Annotated in this window: 15 protein-coding genes and 1 pseudogene; 4 read left to right on the forward strand and 12 right to left on the reverse strand. The window is 64.7% G+C overall.

Annotated features, from left to right (window positions below; genetic code table 11):
• Positions 1-199: 199 nt before the first annotated feature.
• The 8 genes and pseudogenes from ACP7BL_RS15865 to dusB form a co-directional block, all read right to left on the reverse strand.
• Entirely contained in the window at positions 200-427 is a 228-nt protein-coding gene (locus tag ACP7BL_RS15865) for a hypothetical protein (protein ID WP_339500417.1), read from the reverse strand.
• A gap of 35 nt (positions 428-462) precedes the next feature.
• Positions 463-1,749 carry a GTPase HflX gene (hflX, locus tag ACP7BL_RS15870; protein WP_426258801.1) on the reverse strand — a complete coding sequence of 429 codons (1,287 nt, stop codon included), beginning with the start codon at positions 1,747-1,749 and terminating at the stop codon, positions 463-465.
• Positions 1,746-2,261, reverse strand: a pseudogene (hfq, locus tag ACP7BL_RS15875) (RNA chaperone Hfq); the annotation flags it as partial. The gene hflX and the pseudogene hfq, both read right to left, overlap by 4 nt.
• A 98-nt stretch (positions 2,262-2,359) precedes the next feature.
• Positions 2,360-3,733, reverse strand: a complete 1,374-nt coding sequence (locus ACP7BL_RS15880; protein WP_137902325.1) for a sigma-54-dependent transcriptional regulator — start codon at positions 3,731-3,733, stop codon at positions 2,360-2,362.
• A gap of 4 nt (positions 3,734-3,737) precedes the next feature.
• Positions 3,738-5,957, reverse strand: coding sequence for a sensor histidine kinase (locus ACP7BL_RS15885; RefSeq protein ID WP_249340787.1), 2,220 nt, complete (start codon positions 5,955-5,957; stop codon positions 3,738-3,740).
• Positions 5,958-6,052: 95 nt separating this feature from the next.
• The gene (gene ntrC, locus ACP7BL_RS15890) at positions 6,053-7,471 is read right to left on the reverse strand and encodes a nitrogen regulation protein NR(I) (protein ID WP_126847402.1); all 1,419 of its coding nucleotides are present in this window, start codon (positions 7,469-7,471) and stop codon (positions 6,053-6,055) included.
• Positions 7,468-8,550, reverse strand: coding sequence for a two-component system sensor histidine kinase NtrB (locus tag ACP7BL_RS15895; protein ID WP_052192547.1), 1,083 nt, complete (start codon positions 8,548-8,550; stop codon positions 7,468-7,470). Before ACP7BL_RS15895 ends, ntrC begins: the two co-directional genes overlap by 4 nt.
• Positions 8,526-9,530: a tRNA dihydrouridine synthase DusB gene (dusB, locus tag ACP7BL_RS15900; RefSeq protein ID WP_126847400.1), complete on the reverse strand. Its 1,005-nt coding sequence runs from the start codon at positions 9,528-9,530 to the stop codon at positions 8,526-8,528. Before dusB ends, ACP7BL_RS15895 begins: the two co-directional genes overlap by 25 nt.
• A gap of 100 nt (positions 9,531-9,630) precedes the next feature.
• Between dusB and ACP7BL_RS15905 the strand changes: the two genes are divergently transcribed.
• Positions 9,631-10,782, forward strand: a complete 1,152-nt coding sequence (locus tag ACP7BL_RS15905; RefSeq protein WP_426258802.1) for a bifunctional 2-C-methyl-D-erythritol 4-phosphate cytidylyltransferase/2-C-methyl-D-erythritol 2,4-cyclodiphosphate synthase — start codon at positions 9,631-9,633, stop codon at positions 10,780-10,782.
• 2 nt (positions 10,783-10,784) lie between these two features.
• Positions 10,785-11,324 (forward strand): CinA family protein, encoded by a 540-nt coding sequence (locus ACP7BL_RS15910; RefSeq protein ID WP_033967209.1) that lies wholly within the window; start codon positions 10,785-10,787, stop codon positions 11,322-11,324.
• Here the strand turns inward: ACP7BL_RS15910 and ACP7BL_RS15915 are convergent.
• Both ACP7BL_RS15915 and lipA read right to left on the reverse strand, forming a co-directional pair.
• The gene (locus tag ACP7BL_RS15915; protein WP_426258803.1) at positions 11,246-11,743 is read right to left on the reverse strand and encodes a type II toxin-antitoxin system RatA family toxin; all 498 of its coding nucleotides are present in this window, start codon (positions 11,741-11,743) and stop codon (positions 11,246-11,248) included. The two genes, ACP7BL_RS15910 and ACP7BL_RS15915, sit on opposite strands and share 79 nt — an antisense overlap.
• A complete protein-coding gene (gene lipA, locus ACP7BL_RS15920) occupies positions 11,743-12,660 on the reverse strand; it encodes a lipoyl synthase (protein WP_426258804.1) in 918 nt (305 codons plus the stop codon). Before lipA ends, ACP7BL_RS15915 begins: the two co-directional genes overlap by 1 nt.
• A 66-nt stretch (positions 12,661-12,726) precedes the next feature.
• Here lipA and ACP7BL_RS15925 point away from each other — a divergent pair, with 66 nt between their 5' ends.
• Both ACP7BL_RS15925 and ACP7BL_RS15930 read left to right on the forward strand, forming a co-directional pair.
• On the forward strand, positions 12,727-13,356 hold the full coding sequence (locus ACP7BL_RS15925; RefSeq protein ID WP_126847394.1) for a carbonic anhydrase: 630 nt from the start codon (positions 12,727-12,729) through the stop codon (positions 13,354-13,356).
• Between the two features lie 89 nt (positions 13,357-13,445).
• Complete coding sequence (locus ACP7BL_RS15930; protein WP_052192544.1) at positions 13,446-13,901, forward strand: hypothetical protein; 456 nt, start codon at positions 13,446-13,448, stop codon at positions 13,899-13,901.
• A 17-nt stretch (positions 13,902-13,918) separates the two neighbouring features.
• Here the strand turns inward: ACP7BL_RS15930 and ACP7BL_RS15935 are convergent, their stop codons facing one another.
• Positions 13,919-14,710 carry a polyphosphate kinase 2 family protein gene (locus tag ACP7BL_RS15935; RefSeq protein WP_033967202.1) on the reverse strand — a complete coding sequence of 264 codons (792 nt, stop codon included), beginning with the start codon at positions 14,708-14,710 and terminating at the stop codon, positions 13,919-13,921.
• Entirely contained in the window at positions 14,707-15,738 is a 1,032-nt protein-coding gene (locus ACP7BL_RS15940) for an SMP-30/gluconolactonase/LRE family protein (RefSeq protein ID WP_426258805.1), read from the reverse strand. The genes ACP7BL_RS15935 and ACP7BL_RS15940 overlap by 4 nt, the downstream gene beginning before the upstream one ends.
• Position 15,739: the final 1 nt, after the last annotated feature.

Here is a 15,739-nt window from a genome sequence, read left to right on the forward strand (position 1 = left end):
TCGCGGTTTCCTGTCTCATCTGCATTGCCCTGCGGCAACGCGATACAGGGTTGGTCTGGTTCTACTGTGCTGCGGGGCTGTTCGTTGTGGTCGCGGTGCCGCTGAAGATCCGGCAGCGGCGAAACCGCATCGCGGCGCGAATGCCCGATGAACGGCCGGCTCGACCATAAACTCAGACCACGTGCTTCGTGCCCCACGCTTAGGGTGTCATTTCGCCCTCAACCGGAACCGACCCCTTTAAAACAGCATCGTCCTGGCAAAGCTTCACATACACTCTTGGCTGCGTGATGCTCTGCGCCAGCTCGGCAATCGCGGGTGCCGGATCCGCGAAGACATAGCGGCACCATTCCTGCTCCGACCGCGTATCCACCCGCCAGCCGCCGTGATCGGCCACTGGCGTCGGCAGCGCGCGCGACCGAACGGGCATGGAGCCAGCCTGCGATCAGCTCGCGATCGACGGCGTCAGCGCTGGCAGAACCGTTCATAATCGCGCTCGGCCATGCGGACTTCATAAATCGCCTGTTCGCCCTCGACCGATTGTTCCAGCACCTCGCCATGCGCGTGGAGCCAGGCGGCACCGGCACCGTCGCCGGCATCGAGCAGGATGGTGTAGCGGCGATGGCTCGAGGTCAGCAGCGCGGCGACGGTGTCGAGCAAGGCCGACACCCCTTCCCCGCTCAGCGCCGAAATCGCCGCGACATCGTCGCGCCGTGCGGCTTCGCCCAGCAATTCGGCGCGGTCATCGGCATCAAGCAAGTCGAGCTTGTTCCACGCCTCGATCCGCGGGACCGAGAGGTCGACACCGATATCGCGCAGCACCGCCTCGACATCGTCCTTCTGCGCAATCGTATCGGGATGCGCGATGTCGCGGACATGGATCAGCAAATCGGCCGACACCACTTCCTCGAGCGTCGCCTTGAAGGCCGCGACCAGCTGAGTCGGCAGTTCGGACACGAAACCGACGGTGTCGGACAGGATCGCCTTGTCGATGCCGGGCAAAGCGATCTGCCGCAGCGTCGGGTCGAGCGTGGCGAACAGCAGATCCTCCGCCATGACGTCAGCGCCGGTCATGCGGTTGAACAGCGTGGATTTTCCGGCGTTGGTGTAGCCGACGAGCGCGATCACCGGCCAGGGCGCGCGCTGGCGTCGGTCGCGGTGAAGCCCACGCGTGCGCGAAACCTGCTCCAATTCCTTCTTCAACCGCGCCATGCGGTCGCGGATCAAGCGCCGATCGGCCTCGATCTGCGTTTCACCCGGGCCGCCGAGGAAGCCAAACCCGCCGCGCTGGCGTTCCAAGTGGGTCCAGCTGCGCACCAGCCGCCCAGCCTGATAATCCAAATGCGCCAGTTCGACCTGCAAACGCCCTTCGGCGGTCGCCGCACGTTCGCCGAAAATCTCGAGGATCAAGCCCGTGCGATCGATCACCTTGGCGGACAGCGCCTTTTCGAGGTTGCGCTGCTGTACCGGCGTCAGGCTGGCGTCGAACACGACCAGTTCGGCCTCGGCCATCCGCACCGTGGCAGCCAGCGCCTCGAGTTGCCCCTTGCCGATCAGTGTCGAGGGCTGGAGCGCGCGCACCTTGATCGCGACTCGATCGACCACTTCGACATGGATCGCCATGGCGAGCCCGGCGGTTTCGGCCAGCCGGGCATCGGCATCCCGCGACGAAATACCGGTGTCGGGATAGACGACAACGGCCTTGGCACCCCGCGCGACATCGTCGCGGTCCCGTTCAAAACCTGTGGTCAATCGTTGTCCGAACCTGCTGTTTCATCAGCCAAATTAAGGGGATGGGCGGGCTGAATGGTGGAGACCGCATGCTTGTAGACGAGCTGCGCCATGCCATCGCGCTGGAGCAGCATGCAGAACAGGTCGAACGCCGCGATCTGCCCCTGCAACATTACGCCATTCACCAGGAACATGGTGACATTGTCTTCGGACTTGCGCACCGCGTTGAGGAAGATTTCCTGCAGCAGCGGCTGCTTCTTCTGCGCCTCGCCGATCGCGTTGACGATCGCGTCGATGTCGACCGTGTTGGCCGGCATGATCGTCGAAATGGCATGCTTGTAGATCAGCTGCGACTGCCCATCCCGGCGCAGCAGCACCGAGAAATTGTCGAACCAGGTGACGATGCCCTGCAGCTTGACGCCCTTCACGAGGAACATCGTGATCGGGGTTTTGGTGCGGCGCAGGGCGTTGAGGAACAGGTCTTGCAGAGAGGTGTGCTTGTCGGCCATCGGTCGATCCTTTGTTCTTGGCGGGGGATTCCCGCAGCGCGCCGGTTCCGGCGTCGAGTTAGGTGGTGTACCCGTCCTCTAATCTAGGGATGCACGATCGTTTCGTCCACCGATCCAGTCGATTAATCCTCGCGCACCTCGGTAATGCCGAGCAGCTTCAGCTTCCGGTGCAGTGCCGACCGCTCCATCCCGATGAAATTGGCGGTGCGGGAGATGTTGCCGGAGAAGCGGCGGATCTGCACGCGCAGATATTCCCGCTCAAAGGTCTCGCGCGCTTCGCGGAGCGGCGCACCCATAATCGCGGTCGCCCCGCCGCCCAGTTCGCCCGGATCGCCGAGAATATCGGGGGGTAGCATATCGAGATCGATCTGCCCGATCCGGTCGCCCGGTGCCATGATGATCGTGCGCTCCACAATGTTGCGGAGCTGGCGCACATTGCCGGGCCATTCATAGGATTGCAGCGCCACCATGGCGTCAGGCGCGACGGCTGGCGTGGGAACGCGCCGTTCGGACGCGTAATGCGCCATGAAATGATCGACCAGCGCAGGGATATCCTCGCGCCGCTCCGCCAGCCCCGGAATGGTGACGGGCACGACGTTGAGCCGGTAATAGAGATCTTCGCGGAAGCGGCCTTCGGCAATTTCATGCGTCAAATCGCGTGCGGTGGCAGACACCACGCGCACATCGACCTTGACCACGCGCTGCCCGCCGACGCGGCTGAAACTCTGGTCGGTGAGCACCCGCAGGATGCGGCCTTGCGTTGCCAGCGGCATGTCGGCGATTTCATCGAGGAACAGCGTGCCCCCGTGCGCCTGTTCGAGCAGGCCGGAGCGGACGAGCTGCCCCCCCTCCTCGATGCCGAACAGCTCCTCCTCGACTCGCTCGGGCGTCATCCGCGCCGCACTGACGACGACGAACGGCGCATCGGCGCGCTGGCTCCAGCCGTGCAGCAGCCGAGCAGCCACTTCCTTGCCGACGCCCGCCGCGCCCATGATCAGCACGCGGCTGCCCGTCGCGGCCACGCGCTTCAGCGTTGCGCGCACGCCGTTGATCGCACCGGAATTGCCGGTCAAATCGGTATCGCGGCCCACCACCGCGCGCAGGCTGGCGATCTCGCGGCGCAAGCTCTCGGTCTCGGTCGCGCGTGCCACCATCAGCAGCAGCCGCTCGGCCTCGAACGGTTTTTCGATGAAATCGGCCGCACCACGCCGGATCGCAGCAACGGCGGTATCGAGATTGCCATGCCCCGAAATCATCAGCACCGGGATCGACGGGTCGCGCCGCTTGATCTCATCAAGCAACTCGAGGCCGTCGAGCCGCGAGCCCTGTAGCCACACGTCGAGCAGCACGAGCGACGGCCGCCGCACCGAAATGGCTTCCAGGGCCGAATCGCTGTCGGCCGCGACGCGCGCGCCATAGCCTTCGTCTTCGAGCACACCGGCGACCAGATCGCGAATATCGCGTTCGTCATCAACGACAAGGATGTCCAGGGGCATGGGTTCAGGTCCGGTTCTGCGAGAGTTGCTGGGGTGGCGCTTCGGCGATGCCCCCATCGCCTCCGTCGCCGGTGTCGAGATTGGAGAGCATCGCCGTGTCGAAGCTGACGGTGACGATCGTGCCGCCGCCGGGGCGGTCGGCAAAGGTCATCGTGCCGAAATGCTCCTCCACGATCTTCTTGACGATCGCCAGGCCAAGGCCGGTGCCGCGCGCCCGCGTCGTGACATAGGGCTCGACGATACGGTCGCGCGCGGCGGGCAAGCCGATGCCGGTATCGGCGACGGTGATGGTGGTGCGGCCGTCCCGCTCCTCCAGCGTCATCGTGATGCTCGCCTCGGCTGCGCCCGGATTGGCTTCAACCGCCTCGACCGCATTCTTGACGATGTTGGTGAGAGCCTGGCTAATCTGGCGGCGGTCGCACACCAGCATGATGCTCGGCTCTTCATGCGCCAGGCTGAACACGACGCCGGGGTGCGCGACTTCGTGCAGGAACAGTGTCTGGCGAGCGAGATCGACCAGCGACTCCTCCCGGAACACCGGTTTGGGCATCCGCGCAAAGGAGGAGAATTCATCGACCATGCGTCGCAAGTCGCCGACCTGGCGAATGATCGTATCGGTCAGGCGCGCAAAGGTGGTGTCGTCCGGGTCGATCTGCTTGCCATAGCGCCGCTGGAGCCGTTCCGCGGCGAGCTGGATCGGGGTCAGCGGGTTCTTGATTTCATGCGCGATGCGGCGTGCGACGTCGGACCAGGCGGCACGGCGCTGGTCGAGCAGTTGCCCGGTGATGTCGTCGAAGGTCAGGATCGGCCCTTCGTGTGCCCGCGTGACCTTGACCGCCAGCGTGCGCGCGTCATTACCGGTGCCGATCTCGATGATCGCTTCGCGATCCTGTCCGTCGAGCAGCGCCGCCAATTCGGGCGCGATCAGCTTCAGCGGTTTGCCGACCGGCATATCGTCAGGACCATCCAGCAGCGTGATGGCCGAACGATTGATCAGGCGGACGGTCCCGTCGGGCGCGACCGAGATGACGCCGGCAGTGACCCCCGACATCACCGCCTCGATCAAGGCGCGACGGCTTTCCAGCGCACCGGTCTGCGCTTGCAGGCGCTCGGTCATTTGGTTGAAGGCGCTGGTCAACGTGCCGATCTCGTCGTCGGTTTTGGGCGTCGGCACGCGCGCGGTAAAATCGCCTGTAGAAACCAGATCCGCCGCTGCCACCAGCGCGCCGAGTGGACGCACGATGCGATCGGCAACTTCCAGCGCGATCCATACGGCGATGGCGATGATCAGTAGCGAAATTCCGAGCAACGCAGCGTTGAACTTCAGCTGCAGCGATCGCGAACGCGCGAGAAAGTCGCGATAGCTGGACAGCACTGCCGCGCTGCGCTTCGACTGCGCTTCCATCACGCGGACGTCCGAAATCGCGACGGTCAGCAAATAGACATTGGTCGTCCCCGGGATCGGCACCAGCGTTTTGATGCGGTTGCCGTTCACCGTGGTAATGCTGGGCACCTTCTGTTGGACATCCAGAATGTCTCCACGCGTCACCTCCCGCGCCAGATCGAGCTTGTCCGGGTTCAGGTTGACGATTTCATGAAATTTGCCGTCCGGGGAATATATAAAAAGAAAACCATCCGAAAAGCTTCTGTAAAAAATCTGGTATTTTCCAAAATATTCGGGAAAATCTGGAGATCTTACCTTTTCTGAAAAATTCTCGGAAATATCCTGCGCGGCGGTAACCGTAGCAACCTGCCAACGTTGGAGCATTTGCTGATACGAGGTCGTTGCAACGCCAGTAGCATTTTCGATCATGCTGCGCGCCTGATCGGAATACCAGAATTGCACGCCATATTGAAACAGCAGCGAGGCGAAGATGACCACGAACAGTGTTGGCACCGCCGCAATGATCGAGAAAAGCGCAACCAGCCGTACGTGCAACCGACCACGCCCGCCGATCGGCAAACGCGAGGCACGCCGCATCGCGATGCGGCGCCCGATCAGCACCAGCAATGCAATGCCGGGCAGCAAATTGGCGAGCAACAGTGAAGCCACCAGAGCCGGGCTTAACAGCGCATCCGCGCTACTCCCGCGCGCGATGAACAGATAGCTGGCTGCCGCGATTACAATCGCGATGGCGAGCACCGCCAGCTCCAGAAAGCGCGTGACATGGAACCGGGGCGGCACGCCGCCCCTTAACGGAACCGAAAGCACAGACTCACTCATCGTGACATTCCTACAACGCCCGCGTTGCAAGGAAAACACACAAATGACGCCGCCGATCTCAAGTTCGAACCGGGTGAGCCCGGCTCGTCGCCCGTTCAGGGGGCAATACCGAGCATATCCAAACGTTTGCGCAGCGTGTTGCGATTGATTCCCAAGGCGCGCGCAGCTCGCAATTGGTTCTGGCCGTGACGCGCCAGCAGCGCCTCGATCAGCGGCCGCTCCACTTCGGCGATGATTCGGTCATAAAGCGTTCCATCGTCAAGCGCGGCGGGTTCCTCTATCGCCAGCCGCTCGATCCGAGCGCGAATGGCCGCTTCGATTCCCGCATCGCCAATCATCGGCACCAACGGCAGCGCGCCACCCAACATGGCGCGCATCTCATCGGCATCGATCCGCTCGTCGCGCGCCAGTACGGCAATGCGCCGCATCATATTTTCCAGCTCGCGGACATTGCCCGGCCAGTCATAGGCCTCGATCACGGCGATCGCGTCGGGATCGAGCTGCTTGCGCGGCAAGCCGTCCTCGGCTGCGCGGTCGAGGAAATGGCGCGCGAGCAGCGCGATATCCTGCCGCCGCGCGCGCAAGGCAGGCAGCAGCACCGGCACGACGTTGAGGCGATAGAACAGATCCTCGCGAAACTGGCCGATCGTCACCAACTGCGCGAGATCGCGATTGGTGGCCGCAACGATGCGCACGTCGGCGCGGATCGTGCGGGCACCGCCGACGGTGGTGAACTCGCCCGATTGCAGCACGCGCAACAGCCGCGTTTGCGCCTCCATCGGCATGTCGCCGATTTCGTCGAGGAACAACGTGCCGCCCGCCGCCTGCTCGAACCGCCCGGCCGACCGCGCCTGCGCGCCGGTAAAGGCACCGCGCTCATGGCCAAACAGCTCCGCTTCGATCAGTTCGCGCGGGATCGCGGCCATGTTGAGCGCAATGAAGGGCGAACGGCGGCGCGGCCCCAAATCATGGATCGCGCGCGCAACCAGTTCCTTGCCGGTGCCCGATTCGCCCGAGATCAGCACGGTGAGGTCATTCGAAACGACGCGCGCGATGATGCGATAGACATCCTGCATCGCCGGCGACCGCCCAATCAGCGGCAGCGCGCGATCTTCGGCCTCGATCGGATCGGCCACAGCCCCCGCCCCCCGGGCGAGCGCGCTCTGGACGGTGCGGGACAGCACGTCGAGGTCGAATGGCTTGGGCAAATAATCGAACGCGCCGACTTCGGTCGAGCGCACCGCCGTCGTCAACGTGTTCTGCGCCGACAGCACGATCACCGGCAAGCCCGGATGCGCCTGAACAACGCGCTCGACCAGATCGAGGCCGTTACCGTCCGGTAGGACCACGTCGGTGACCAATACGTCGGGCGCTGTCGCGGCAAGGTGCACTTCGGCCTCGGCGACCGTCGCCACGACGATCACGCGGTGGCCGTCGCGTTTCAGCGCTTGCCCAACCACCGTGCGGATGGCGGCATCGTCATCGACGACGAGGATCCGTCCGGTGCGGGTCATGCACCCCCACGCGGCAGCATGATGCGAAACACGGTCATCGGCGGGGTTCCTTCGCGCGCAAATTGGATGATCCCGCCCATATCGCGCACCAGTTTGTCGACAAGCGCAAGGCCAAGCCCCTGCCCTTCGGGTTTGCCCGAAATGAACGGGTCGAACAGATGTTCGGCAATATCGGCGGGTGGTCCAGGGCCATTGTCGATCACGCAAATTTCGATCGGGAGTGGTCGGCGGGGTTTGCCGGGGGCGGGCGCAATTGCCATGCCGTGGCGATAGGCGGTGGCCAGCGTAATCCGCGCATCGGCTTGGTCGCGCACGGCCTCGCTCGCATTCTTGAGCAAATTGAGCACCACTTGCAGCGTCGCGTCGCGGTCGATCTGGACCGGCGGCAGCGACGGATCGAAGCGTTCCTCGATCACCACATGCCGCCCGAAACCGGCGAGCGCGACGCGCCGGGCATGATCCAGCAGGGGATAGATATTCTCGGGCACAAGCTGCAACGGGCGCGTATCGGTGAAATCCTGCATCCGGTCGATCAGCGCCGCGATCCGGTCGACTTCGGTGGTAATGAGCGTGGTCAGTTCCGCCGCACCCTTGCCCTTGGACAGCAATTGCGCCGCGCCGCGAATGCCCGAGAGCGGGTTTTTGATTTCATGCGCCAGCATCGCTGCCGCGCCAATTGCGGCGCGCGCAGCCGACGCGCGATCGGCATTGTGCCCCATCCGGCGCGAGGTGGCGGCATGATGCAGCGTGATCGTCTGCCAGCCGGGATAATCGGCGATCCGCGACTCGATATAATCGACGCGCACCTTGCCGCCGCGCTTGAGCGCGATCTCGACATCGAACGCCGCGAAACCGTGATTGTCGCGCGGATTTTCGTCCTCCGGTGCCTTCAGGATCGACGCCAATGGCTGTCCCAGCATCGCGCGCTCGGACAGATTGAGCAGCGCTTCGCACTCGGCATTGGCATGGGCAACTCGTGACTCGGGGTCGACCACCAGCACCGCCACCGGCAGCGCGGCAAACAAGTCTGCGAAATCGGGACCGGCGGCCGTGTTCACGCGGCGGCGCGACTGCACCAGGGCGCGTAGAATTCGGCGAGCATCGCCTGAACGACCTTCGGATCGGCGATCTGGTTCACGCGATTGCGGAATTCGGCAGAGCCATGCAGGCCGCGCGTGTACCAACCGATATGCTTGCGCGCCATATTGACGCCGGTCTCGTTCCCGTAATGACTGAGCATCGCTTCGTAATGCTCTGCAATCACGGTATATTGTTCCTCGATTGAGGGATCGGCCACGCGGCGGCCGCTGGCGAACCACTCCATCACCTGGCCCAGCAGCCATGGCCGCCCATAAGAACCGCGCCCGATCATCACGCCGTCCGCGCCCGACTGGTCGAGCGCCGCCTCGGCATCCTCGATCGAGCAGATGTCGCCATTGGCGATCACCGGGATCGTCACCGCGTCTTTCACGGTGCGGATGAACGCCCAGTCGGCACTGCCTTTGTACATCTGGTTGCGCGTGCGTCCGTGGACGGTGACCAGCTTCACCCCCAGGTCCTGCGCGATGCGCGCCAGTTGCGGCGCGTTGAGGCTGCTGTGATCCCAGCCCATGCGCATCTTGAGCGTGACGGGCACACTGACCGCCTCGACCACGCCCTTGATGATCGCGCCGGCATTGTCGAGATCGCGCATCAGCGCGGAGCCCGCATCGCCATTGGTGACCTTACGCACGGGACAACCCATGTTGATGTCGATGATCGCAGCACCGCGATCCTCGCTCAGCTTCGCCGCTTCGCCCATTTCATAGGGCGTGCAGCCGACGAGCTGCATCGATACCGGATCCTCGATCGGGTGCCACGCCGCCTTTTGCAGCGACTGGCGCGTTTCGCGAATCGCCGCCTGGCTCGCGACCATCTCGGTGACGTTGAGGCCCGAGCCATAGCGCCGCACCAGCGTGCGGAACGGCATGTCGGTGACGCCGGTCATCGGTGCCAGGATCACCGGGCTCGCGATCGTCACGGGGCCGACGTTCAGAGGGGCAAGAGTACGCGAAGTCACGGGATGGGATCTGCCTGAAAAACGGGCAGCCTATAGGCGAAAGCCCGTCCTGCAGCAAGGCGGGCTGGCGGGCGGCCACGGCTTGGGCTAGGCGCGCCGCATGACTTCGACCAAGACCGCCGCCATCATCGTTGCCGCCGGCACCGGCGTCCGCTCGGGCAGCACCGTTCCAAAGCAATATGCCCGCCTTGGCGGCAAGGCGGTGCTCGCGCACAGCTATGCCGCCTTGCGCAACCATTCCGCGATCGACCGCGTCATCGTGGTGATCGGTCCCGATCAGGAGGCCGCACTATACGAAGCCATCGGCGAGGCAGAGCATGTCACCGGCGGCGCAACACGGCGCATGTCTGTGCTGGCGGGGCTGGAGGCGCTGGCGGACGACACCCCTGCCCGCGTGCTGATCCATGATGCGGCTCGCCCGTTCCTGGGCGCGGCCGTGATCGACCGGCTGATCGCGGCGCTCGACACGCATAACGGCGCTGTCCCCGCTTTGCCGGTGGCGGACACGCTCGCGCGCGGCGAGAGCGAGCTGGGCGAAACCGTTGCCCGCGATGCCTTGCACCGCATCCAGACCCCGCAAGCCTTTCACTTTGCCACAGCCCTGGCCGCGCATCGCGGCTGGACCGGCGACGAACCGACCGACGACGCGCAAATGGTGCGGGCGGCGGGTTGCCGGGTCGCGCTGGTCGAAGGAGACCCCATGCTCGAAAAGATCACCCATCCCGCCGACTTCGCTGCCGCCGAGGCGCGGCTTGCCACCACGATGCGCTCTCGCACCGCCACCGGCTTCGACGTCCACCGCTTGGAGGCAGGCGAGGAATTGTGGCTGGGCGGCGTGCTGATCCCGCATGACAAGGGTCTGTCGGGGCATAGCGATGCAGATGTCGCACTCCACGCCATCACAGATGCGCTGCTCGGCACGATCGCGGCGGGTGATATCGGCACGCATTTTCCGCCCAGCGACCCGCAATGGCGCGGTGCCGATTCGGCGCAGTTCCTGCAGCACGCCGCCTCACTGATCGCGGCGCGCGGCGGGATCATCGATTTCATCGACCTGACGTTGATCTGCGAGGCCCCCAAGATCGGCCCGCACCGCATCGCGATGCGCGATCGTATCGCAGACCTCTTGCGGCTCGACGCGGATCAGGTCAGCATCAAGGCGACGACGACCGAGCGTTTGGGCTTTACCGGACGTGGTGAGGGGATTGCGGCGCAGGCCGCCGCCACCGTCCGGGTTCCAGGGGAGCGATAACGATGGATACCATCCTGCCCGCCGAACTGGTGGAGGCCGCCCGCAAGGTGGTTGCCGCCAATCTCGCTGCCGGCCGCCGCGTCGCGCTGGCCGAAAGCTGCACCGGCGGCCTGGTGGCCGCCGCGATCACCGAGATCGCCGGGTCGTCCGAAATGTTCGAAAGCGGTTTCGTGACCTATTCCAACGACGCCAAGCTGGAGATGCTGGGGGTGAGCGCCGACGTGCTCGAAACCTTTGGCGCGGTGTCTGTCGCGACTGCATGGAGCATGGCGCAGGGCGCGCTGGAAGCGAGCGGTGCTGATGTTGCCGTCGCGATCACCGGCGTGGCAGGCCCCGGCGGCGGCACCGAGAAGAAGCCGGTCGGCACGGTGGTGTTTGCCCGCGCCGAACGCGGTGCCGATCCCGGCCATGTTGTCGCCGATCGCAAGGATTTCGGCGATTTGGGGCGTGGCGGCGTGCGGCTTCAGGCCGCGTTGTGCGCGCTCGAACTGCTGCTGCCATCCGAAGACGATACCGCGCCTGAGGCCGAGGAAGCCCCGTAAAGCACGGCGGCGCGGTCCTCGAATGCGCCGATCATCTTGCGCAGCGCGGTGCCGAACACTTGGCCGGCCAGCATCTCGAACACGCGGTTCTTGAACGCGAAGTCGACCGTGAAATCGACCGCGCAGCCCGCCCCATCGGGCCGGAACACCCATTCGTTGCGCAGATATTTGAGGGGCCCGTCGAGATATTCGACTTGGATCCGGTCGGGTCGGCGCTTCTCGACCTTCGACGTGAAGGTTTCGCGCAAGCCTTTGAACCCGACGATCATATCGGCGACCATCTGCGTCTCGCTGTTCGAGCGCATCCGGATCGCCGACACCCACGGCAGAAACTCGGCATAGCGGGCGACGTCGGCAACCAGATCGAACATTTGTTCTGGCGTGTAGGGCAGCCGCCGCGTTTCGGAATGGCGTGGCATCAGCGCGCGGCGAGCTTTGCCTCCCGCGCGGCGCGCAGGCGGGCGAAATCGTCACCGGCGTGATAGCTCGACCGCGTCAGCGGCGAACTCGCGACCAGCAGGAACCCCTTCGCGCGCGCGATCGCGGCATAGGCATCGAACACGGCGGGAGTAACGAAATCCATCACCTTGGCATGGCGCGGGGTCGGTTGCAGATATTGCCCCATCGTCAGGAAATCGATCTCGGCCGAGCGCATGTCGTCCATCACCTGATGCACTTCGAGCCGTTCCTCGCCCAGACCCAGCATTACGCCGGATTTGGTGAAGATCGAGGGATCGTGACGCTTCACACTCTCCAGCAGGCGCAGCGACGCATAATAACGCGCGCCGGGGCGAATCGTCGGGTAGAGACGCGGCACGGTTTCGAGGTTGTGGTTGTAGACATCCGGACGCGCGGCCACGATCGACTCGACCGCCGCTTGCGTCTTGTTGCGGAAATCGGGGGTCAGGATCTCGATCGTCGTATTGGGCGTGGTGCGGCGCAGCGCCTCGATTACCTTGACGAATTGCGAGGCCCCGCCATCAGGCAGATCGTCACGATCGACCGAGGTGATGACGATATGTTCGAGCCCCAGCTCGGCGGCGGCATCGGCGGTGTGCTGTGGTTCGAGCGGGTCGACCGCACGCGGCATACCGGTCTTCACGTTGCAGAAGGCGCAGGCGCGCGTGCAGGTGTCGCCCAGGATCATCACCGTGGCGTGCTTCTTGGTCCAGCACTCGCCGATATTGGGGCAAGCCGCTTCCTCGCACACAGTGTTGAGGTTCAGGCGGCGCATCATCGCCTTGGTCTCGCCAAAGGCGGTGCCGCCTGGCGCCTTCACGCGGATCCAGTCGGGCTTGCGTTGACGCGGGCGGGCGAGTGGGGACATCTCGTTCATGGCGGAGCAGATAGCGACTGCCGCGCGCCCTTGCCACCCCCCCCTGAGGGCGGATACACGGCCCCCATGACCGATTTTTCAGATCTGATCGGCGGATATCGCCGCTTTCGCGACAGTGAATGGACCCGCCAGCGCGACCGCTGGGCCAAATTGTCCAAGGGTCAAAGCCCCAAGGTGATGGTGATCGCCTGTTCCGACAGCCGAGTCGATCCCGCGCAGGTGTTCGACACATCGCCGGGCGAGATCTTCGTCGTGCGCAACGTCGCCAATCTGGTGCCGCCGTTCGAACTGGATGGACGACGCCACGGCGTTTCGGCCGCGCTCGAATTCGCAGTGACACAATTGGAAGTGTCTGAAGTTGTGGTCATGGGCCACGGCCAATGCGGCGGCGTGCACGCCGCGATGACCCAGGCCTTCGCCGGTAAGGCCCCGGGCGAAGGCGGCTTCATCGATCACTGGGTCGACATGCTCGACGACGCGCGCGATCGGATCGTGGCGGAACACGGTTCCGGGCCCGAGGCGATCCATGAACTGGAACTGGAAACGGTGCGGGTGAGCATCGCCAACCTGCGAACCTTCCCCTGTATTCCCGAGCGCGAGGCCGCAGGCACGCTGAAGCTTCGCGGGGCTTATTTTGCCATAGCTGACGGCGTGTTGCACGTGATGGACGACGACGGCGTCTTCGCGGCCGCATAACCCGTTCTTTGGGAAAACATATAGGACGATACGGCGTAGGTGTCGCGGTTGCGGTTGCTCCCGCGGCACCGGTCGGCTAGCCGTTCGGAATGAGACCCAACACGCTTCGGCTGCTGCGCCGCTATCACCATTATCTCGGGCTGTTCTTCGCTCCGATGATCCTGCTGTTCGCGATCAGCGGCGCGCTGCAGACCTTCCGGTTGCAGGAAGCCAAGGGCTATGGCGGCACGCCGCCCAACTGGATCGTGTGGCTCGCCAGCGTGCACAAGGATCAGGGCCCGCCGCGTGAACGCAAGGCGGAGAAGCCCAAGCCCGCACCCGGTGCCGCTGAAGCGCAGAAGCCGCGTGCGGAAGCGAGCGCCGGCGCGGCCAAACGCCCCTCGCCCCTGCCGCTCAAGATCTTCGTCGTTCTGCTGTCGATCGCGCTCAGCCTGTCGACGATTACGGGCATCGTGATCGCGCTCGCCAGCCGCGCGATGCGGCGGATTTCGATCATCTTGCTGGTGCTTGGCACCGTAGTGCCGATCGTCCTGCTCTGGGTCTAGCCGCGCCGCGCTCCGCCTCAGGCGGCGGGCGTCGGTGGCAGCCCCAGTGCGGTGCGCGCGACCTTCTCGATTTCGGGATCGAGCACGGGCGGAGTCATGTCGACCTGCGCTTCGAGCTGCTCGGCAATCGTGGTCAGCGCCGTGATCCGCGCTGCTTTCTTGTCGTTGCCGTCGATGATCGTCCACCGACCCCAGCGCGTATCGGTGCGCTTGAACATGTCGTGCATCGCATCGAGATAGTCGGCGCGCTTGGCCCGGTTGCGATAATCCTCGAGCCCGGTTTTCCAGCGTTTCCAAGGATGGTCGAGCCGGTCTTTTAGGCGCTTGTCCTGCTCATCCTGCGTCACATGGACGAACAGCTTGACGATCGTCGTGCCCGAATCGGCCTGTTGCGCTTCGAACTCGTTGATTTCGTCATAGCCGCGCTTCCATTCGGCTTCGGTCGCGTAGCCCTCGACCCGCTCGACCAGCACGCGCCCGTACCAGCTACGATCGAACACTGCGATGTCGCCCTTGGCGGGAAGTTTCTGCCAGAAGCGCCACAGGAAATGCCGGTCGAGCTCGTCCTCGGTCGGTGCCTTGATCGGCCACACCTCGAAATTGCGCGGGTCCCAATTGGCGCAAAGACGCTGGATGATCCCGCCCTTCCCCGCCGCGTCCCAACCCTCAAGCAAAACGATCGCGCGCTTGCGGTGGACGATATGCGCGACCTGGATATGCGCGAGCCGGGTTTGCAGCGCGATCAGATCCGCTTCGTAATCGCCCGCATAGGGCTTGCCCGACTCATAATCGGACAGGGAGATCGTCATAGCGCAGAAACCTTCAACCGCAGGCGCAGGATGCGGTCATTCGCCGTCAGAAACAGCGTGCGACCGTCTTCACCAAACGCACAATTGGGGATCGGCGCGCCGGTGGCGATCAGTCCGAGTGGCTCGGCGTCCGGCGTGAGGATCATCATCCCGCCGGGCACGCTGTTGAAATGCGTACCGTCGCGCGCGATCTTCATTCCATCGGGCAGGCCCGGCGCGGCGTTTGCAAGCATCGGCTTGGCATCGAGCCACAGCGTGCGCGCGGTCGGCATACCGTGTGCATCGAGCGCATAGGCCATGATGCGTGGCTCCTGCTCGTCCGAGACCGAGACGAACAGCGTCTTGCCATCGGGGGACAGCGCAATGCCGTTCGGCCGGGTGAGCGTGCCGTCGACCAGCACCGCCTCGCCGCCGGGCGTCCAGCGATAGACGCCATTGTGCGGCTGTTCCTTGAGCGGCGATTGGTCGCCCCCGACCAGCCCATAAGGCGGATCGGTGAAATAGATCGCGCCGTCCGCCGCGACGCACAGATCGTTGACGCTGTTGAAGCGCTTGCCCTGATAGCGATCGACCAGCACCGTCCGGCGTTTGGTCTTGAGATCGAGTCGCACCACCGCGCGCGACCCGCTGCCGGCGATCAGCAAATTGCCCGCATGGTCGAGCGTCAGCCCGTTCGACCCGCCTTCGCGCACCGTGGCTGGGTCAGGCGCGACCGCATCCGAGGGCGAGAGGAAAACCTCGGTCCCCGTCGCGCGCGACCAGCGCCGGATGACGTTGGCGGGCGGGTCCGAAAACAGCAGATAGTCCCCACGCGGCACCCACACCGGCCCTTCGGCCCAGCGGATACCGGTGGCGATCGTCTCGATCGGCGTGTCGACACTCAGATAGCGGTCGAGCCCCGGTGCCAGCCGCACGATATGCGGCGTCACCGTGGCATCGGCCGCCGAAGCTACCCCCGCGCCGATCACCGGTGCGGCCAGCAAGCCAAGCCCCGCGCCGATCACGCCGCGGCGGTTCCACTGGGGCATT

The sequence above is a fragment of the Sphingomonas sp. DC1600-2 genome (assembly GCF_049897605.1).
GTDB lineage: Bacteria > Pseudomonadota > Alphaproteobacteria > Sphingomonadales > Sphingomonadaceae > Sphingomonas.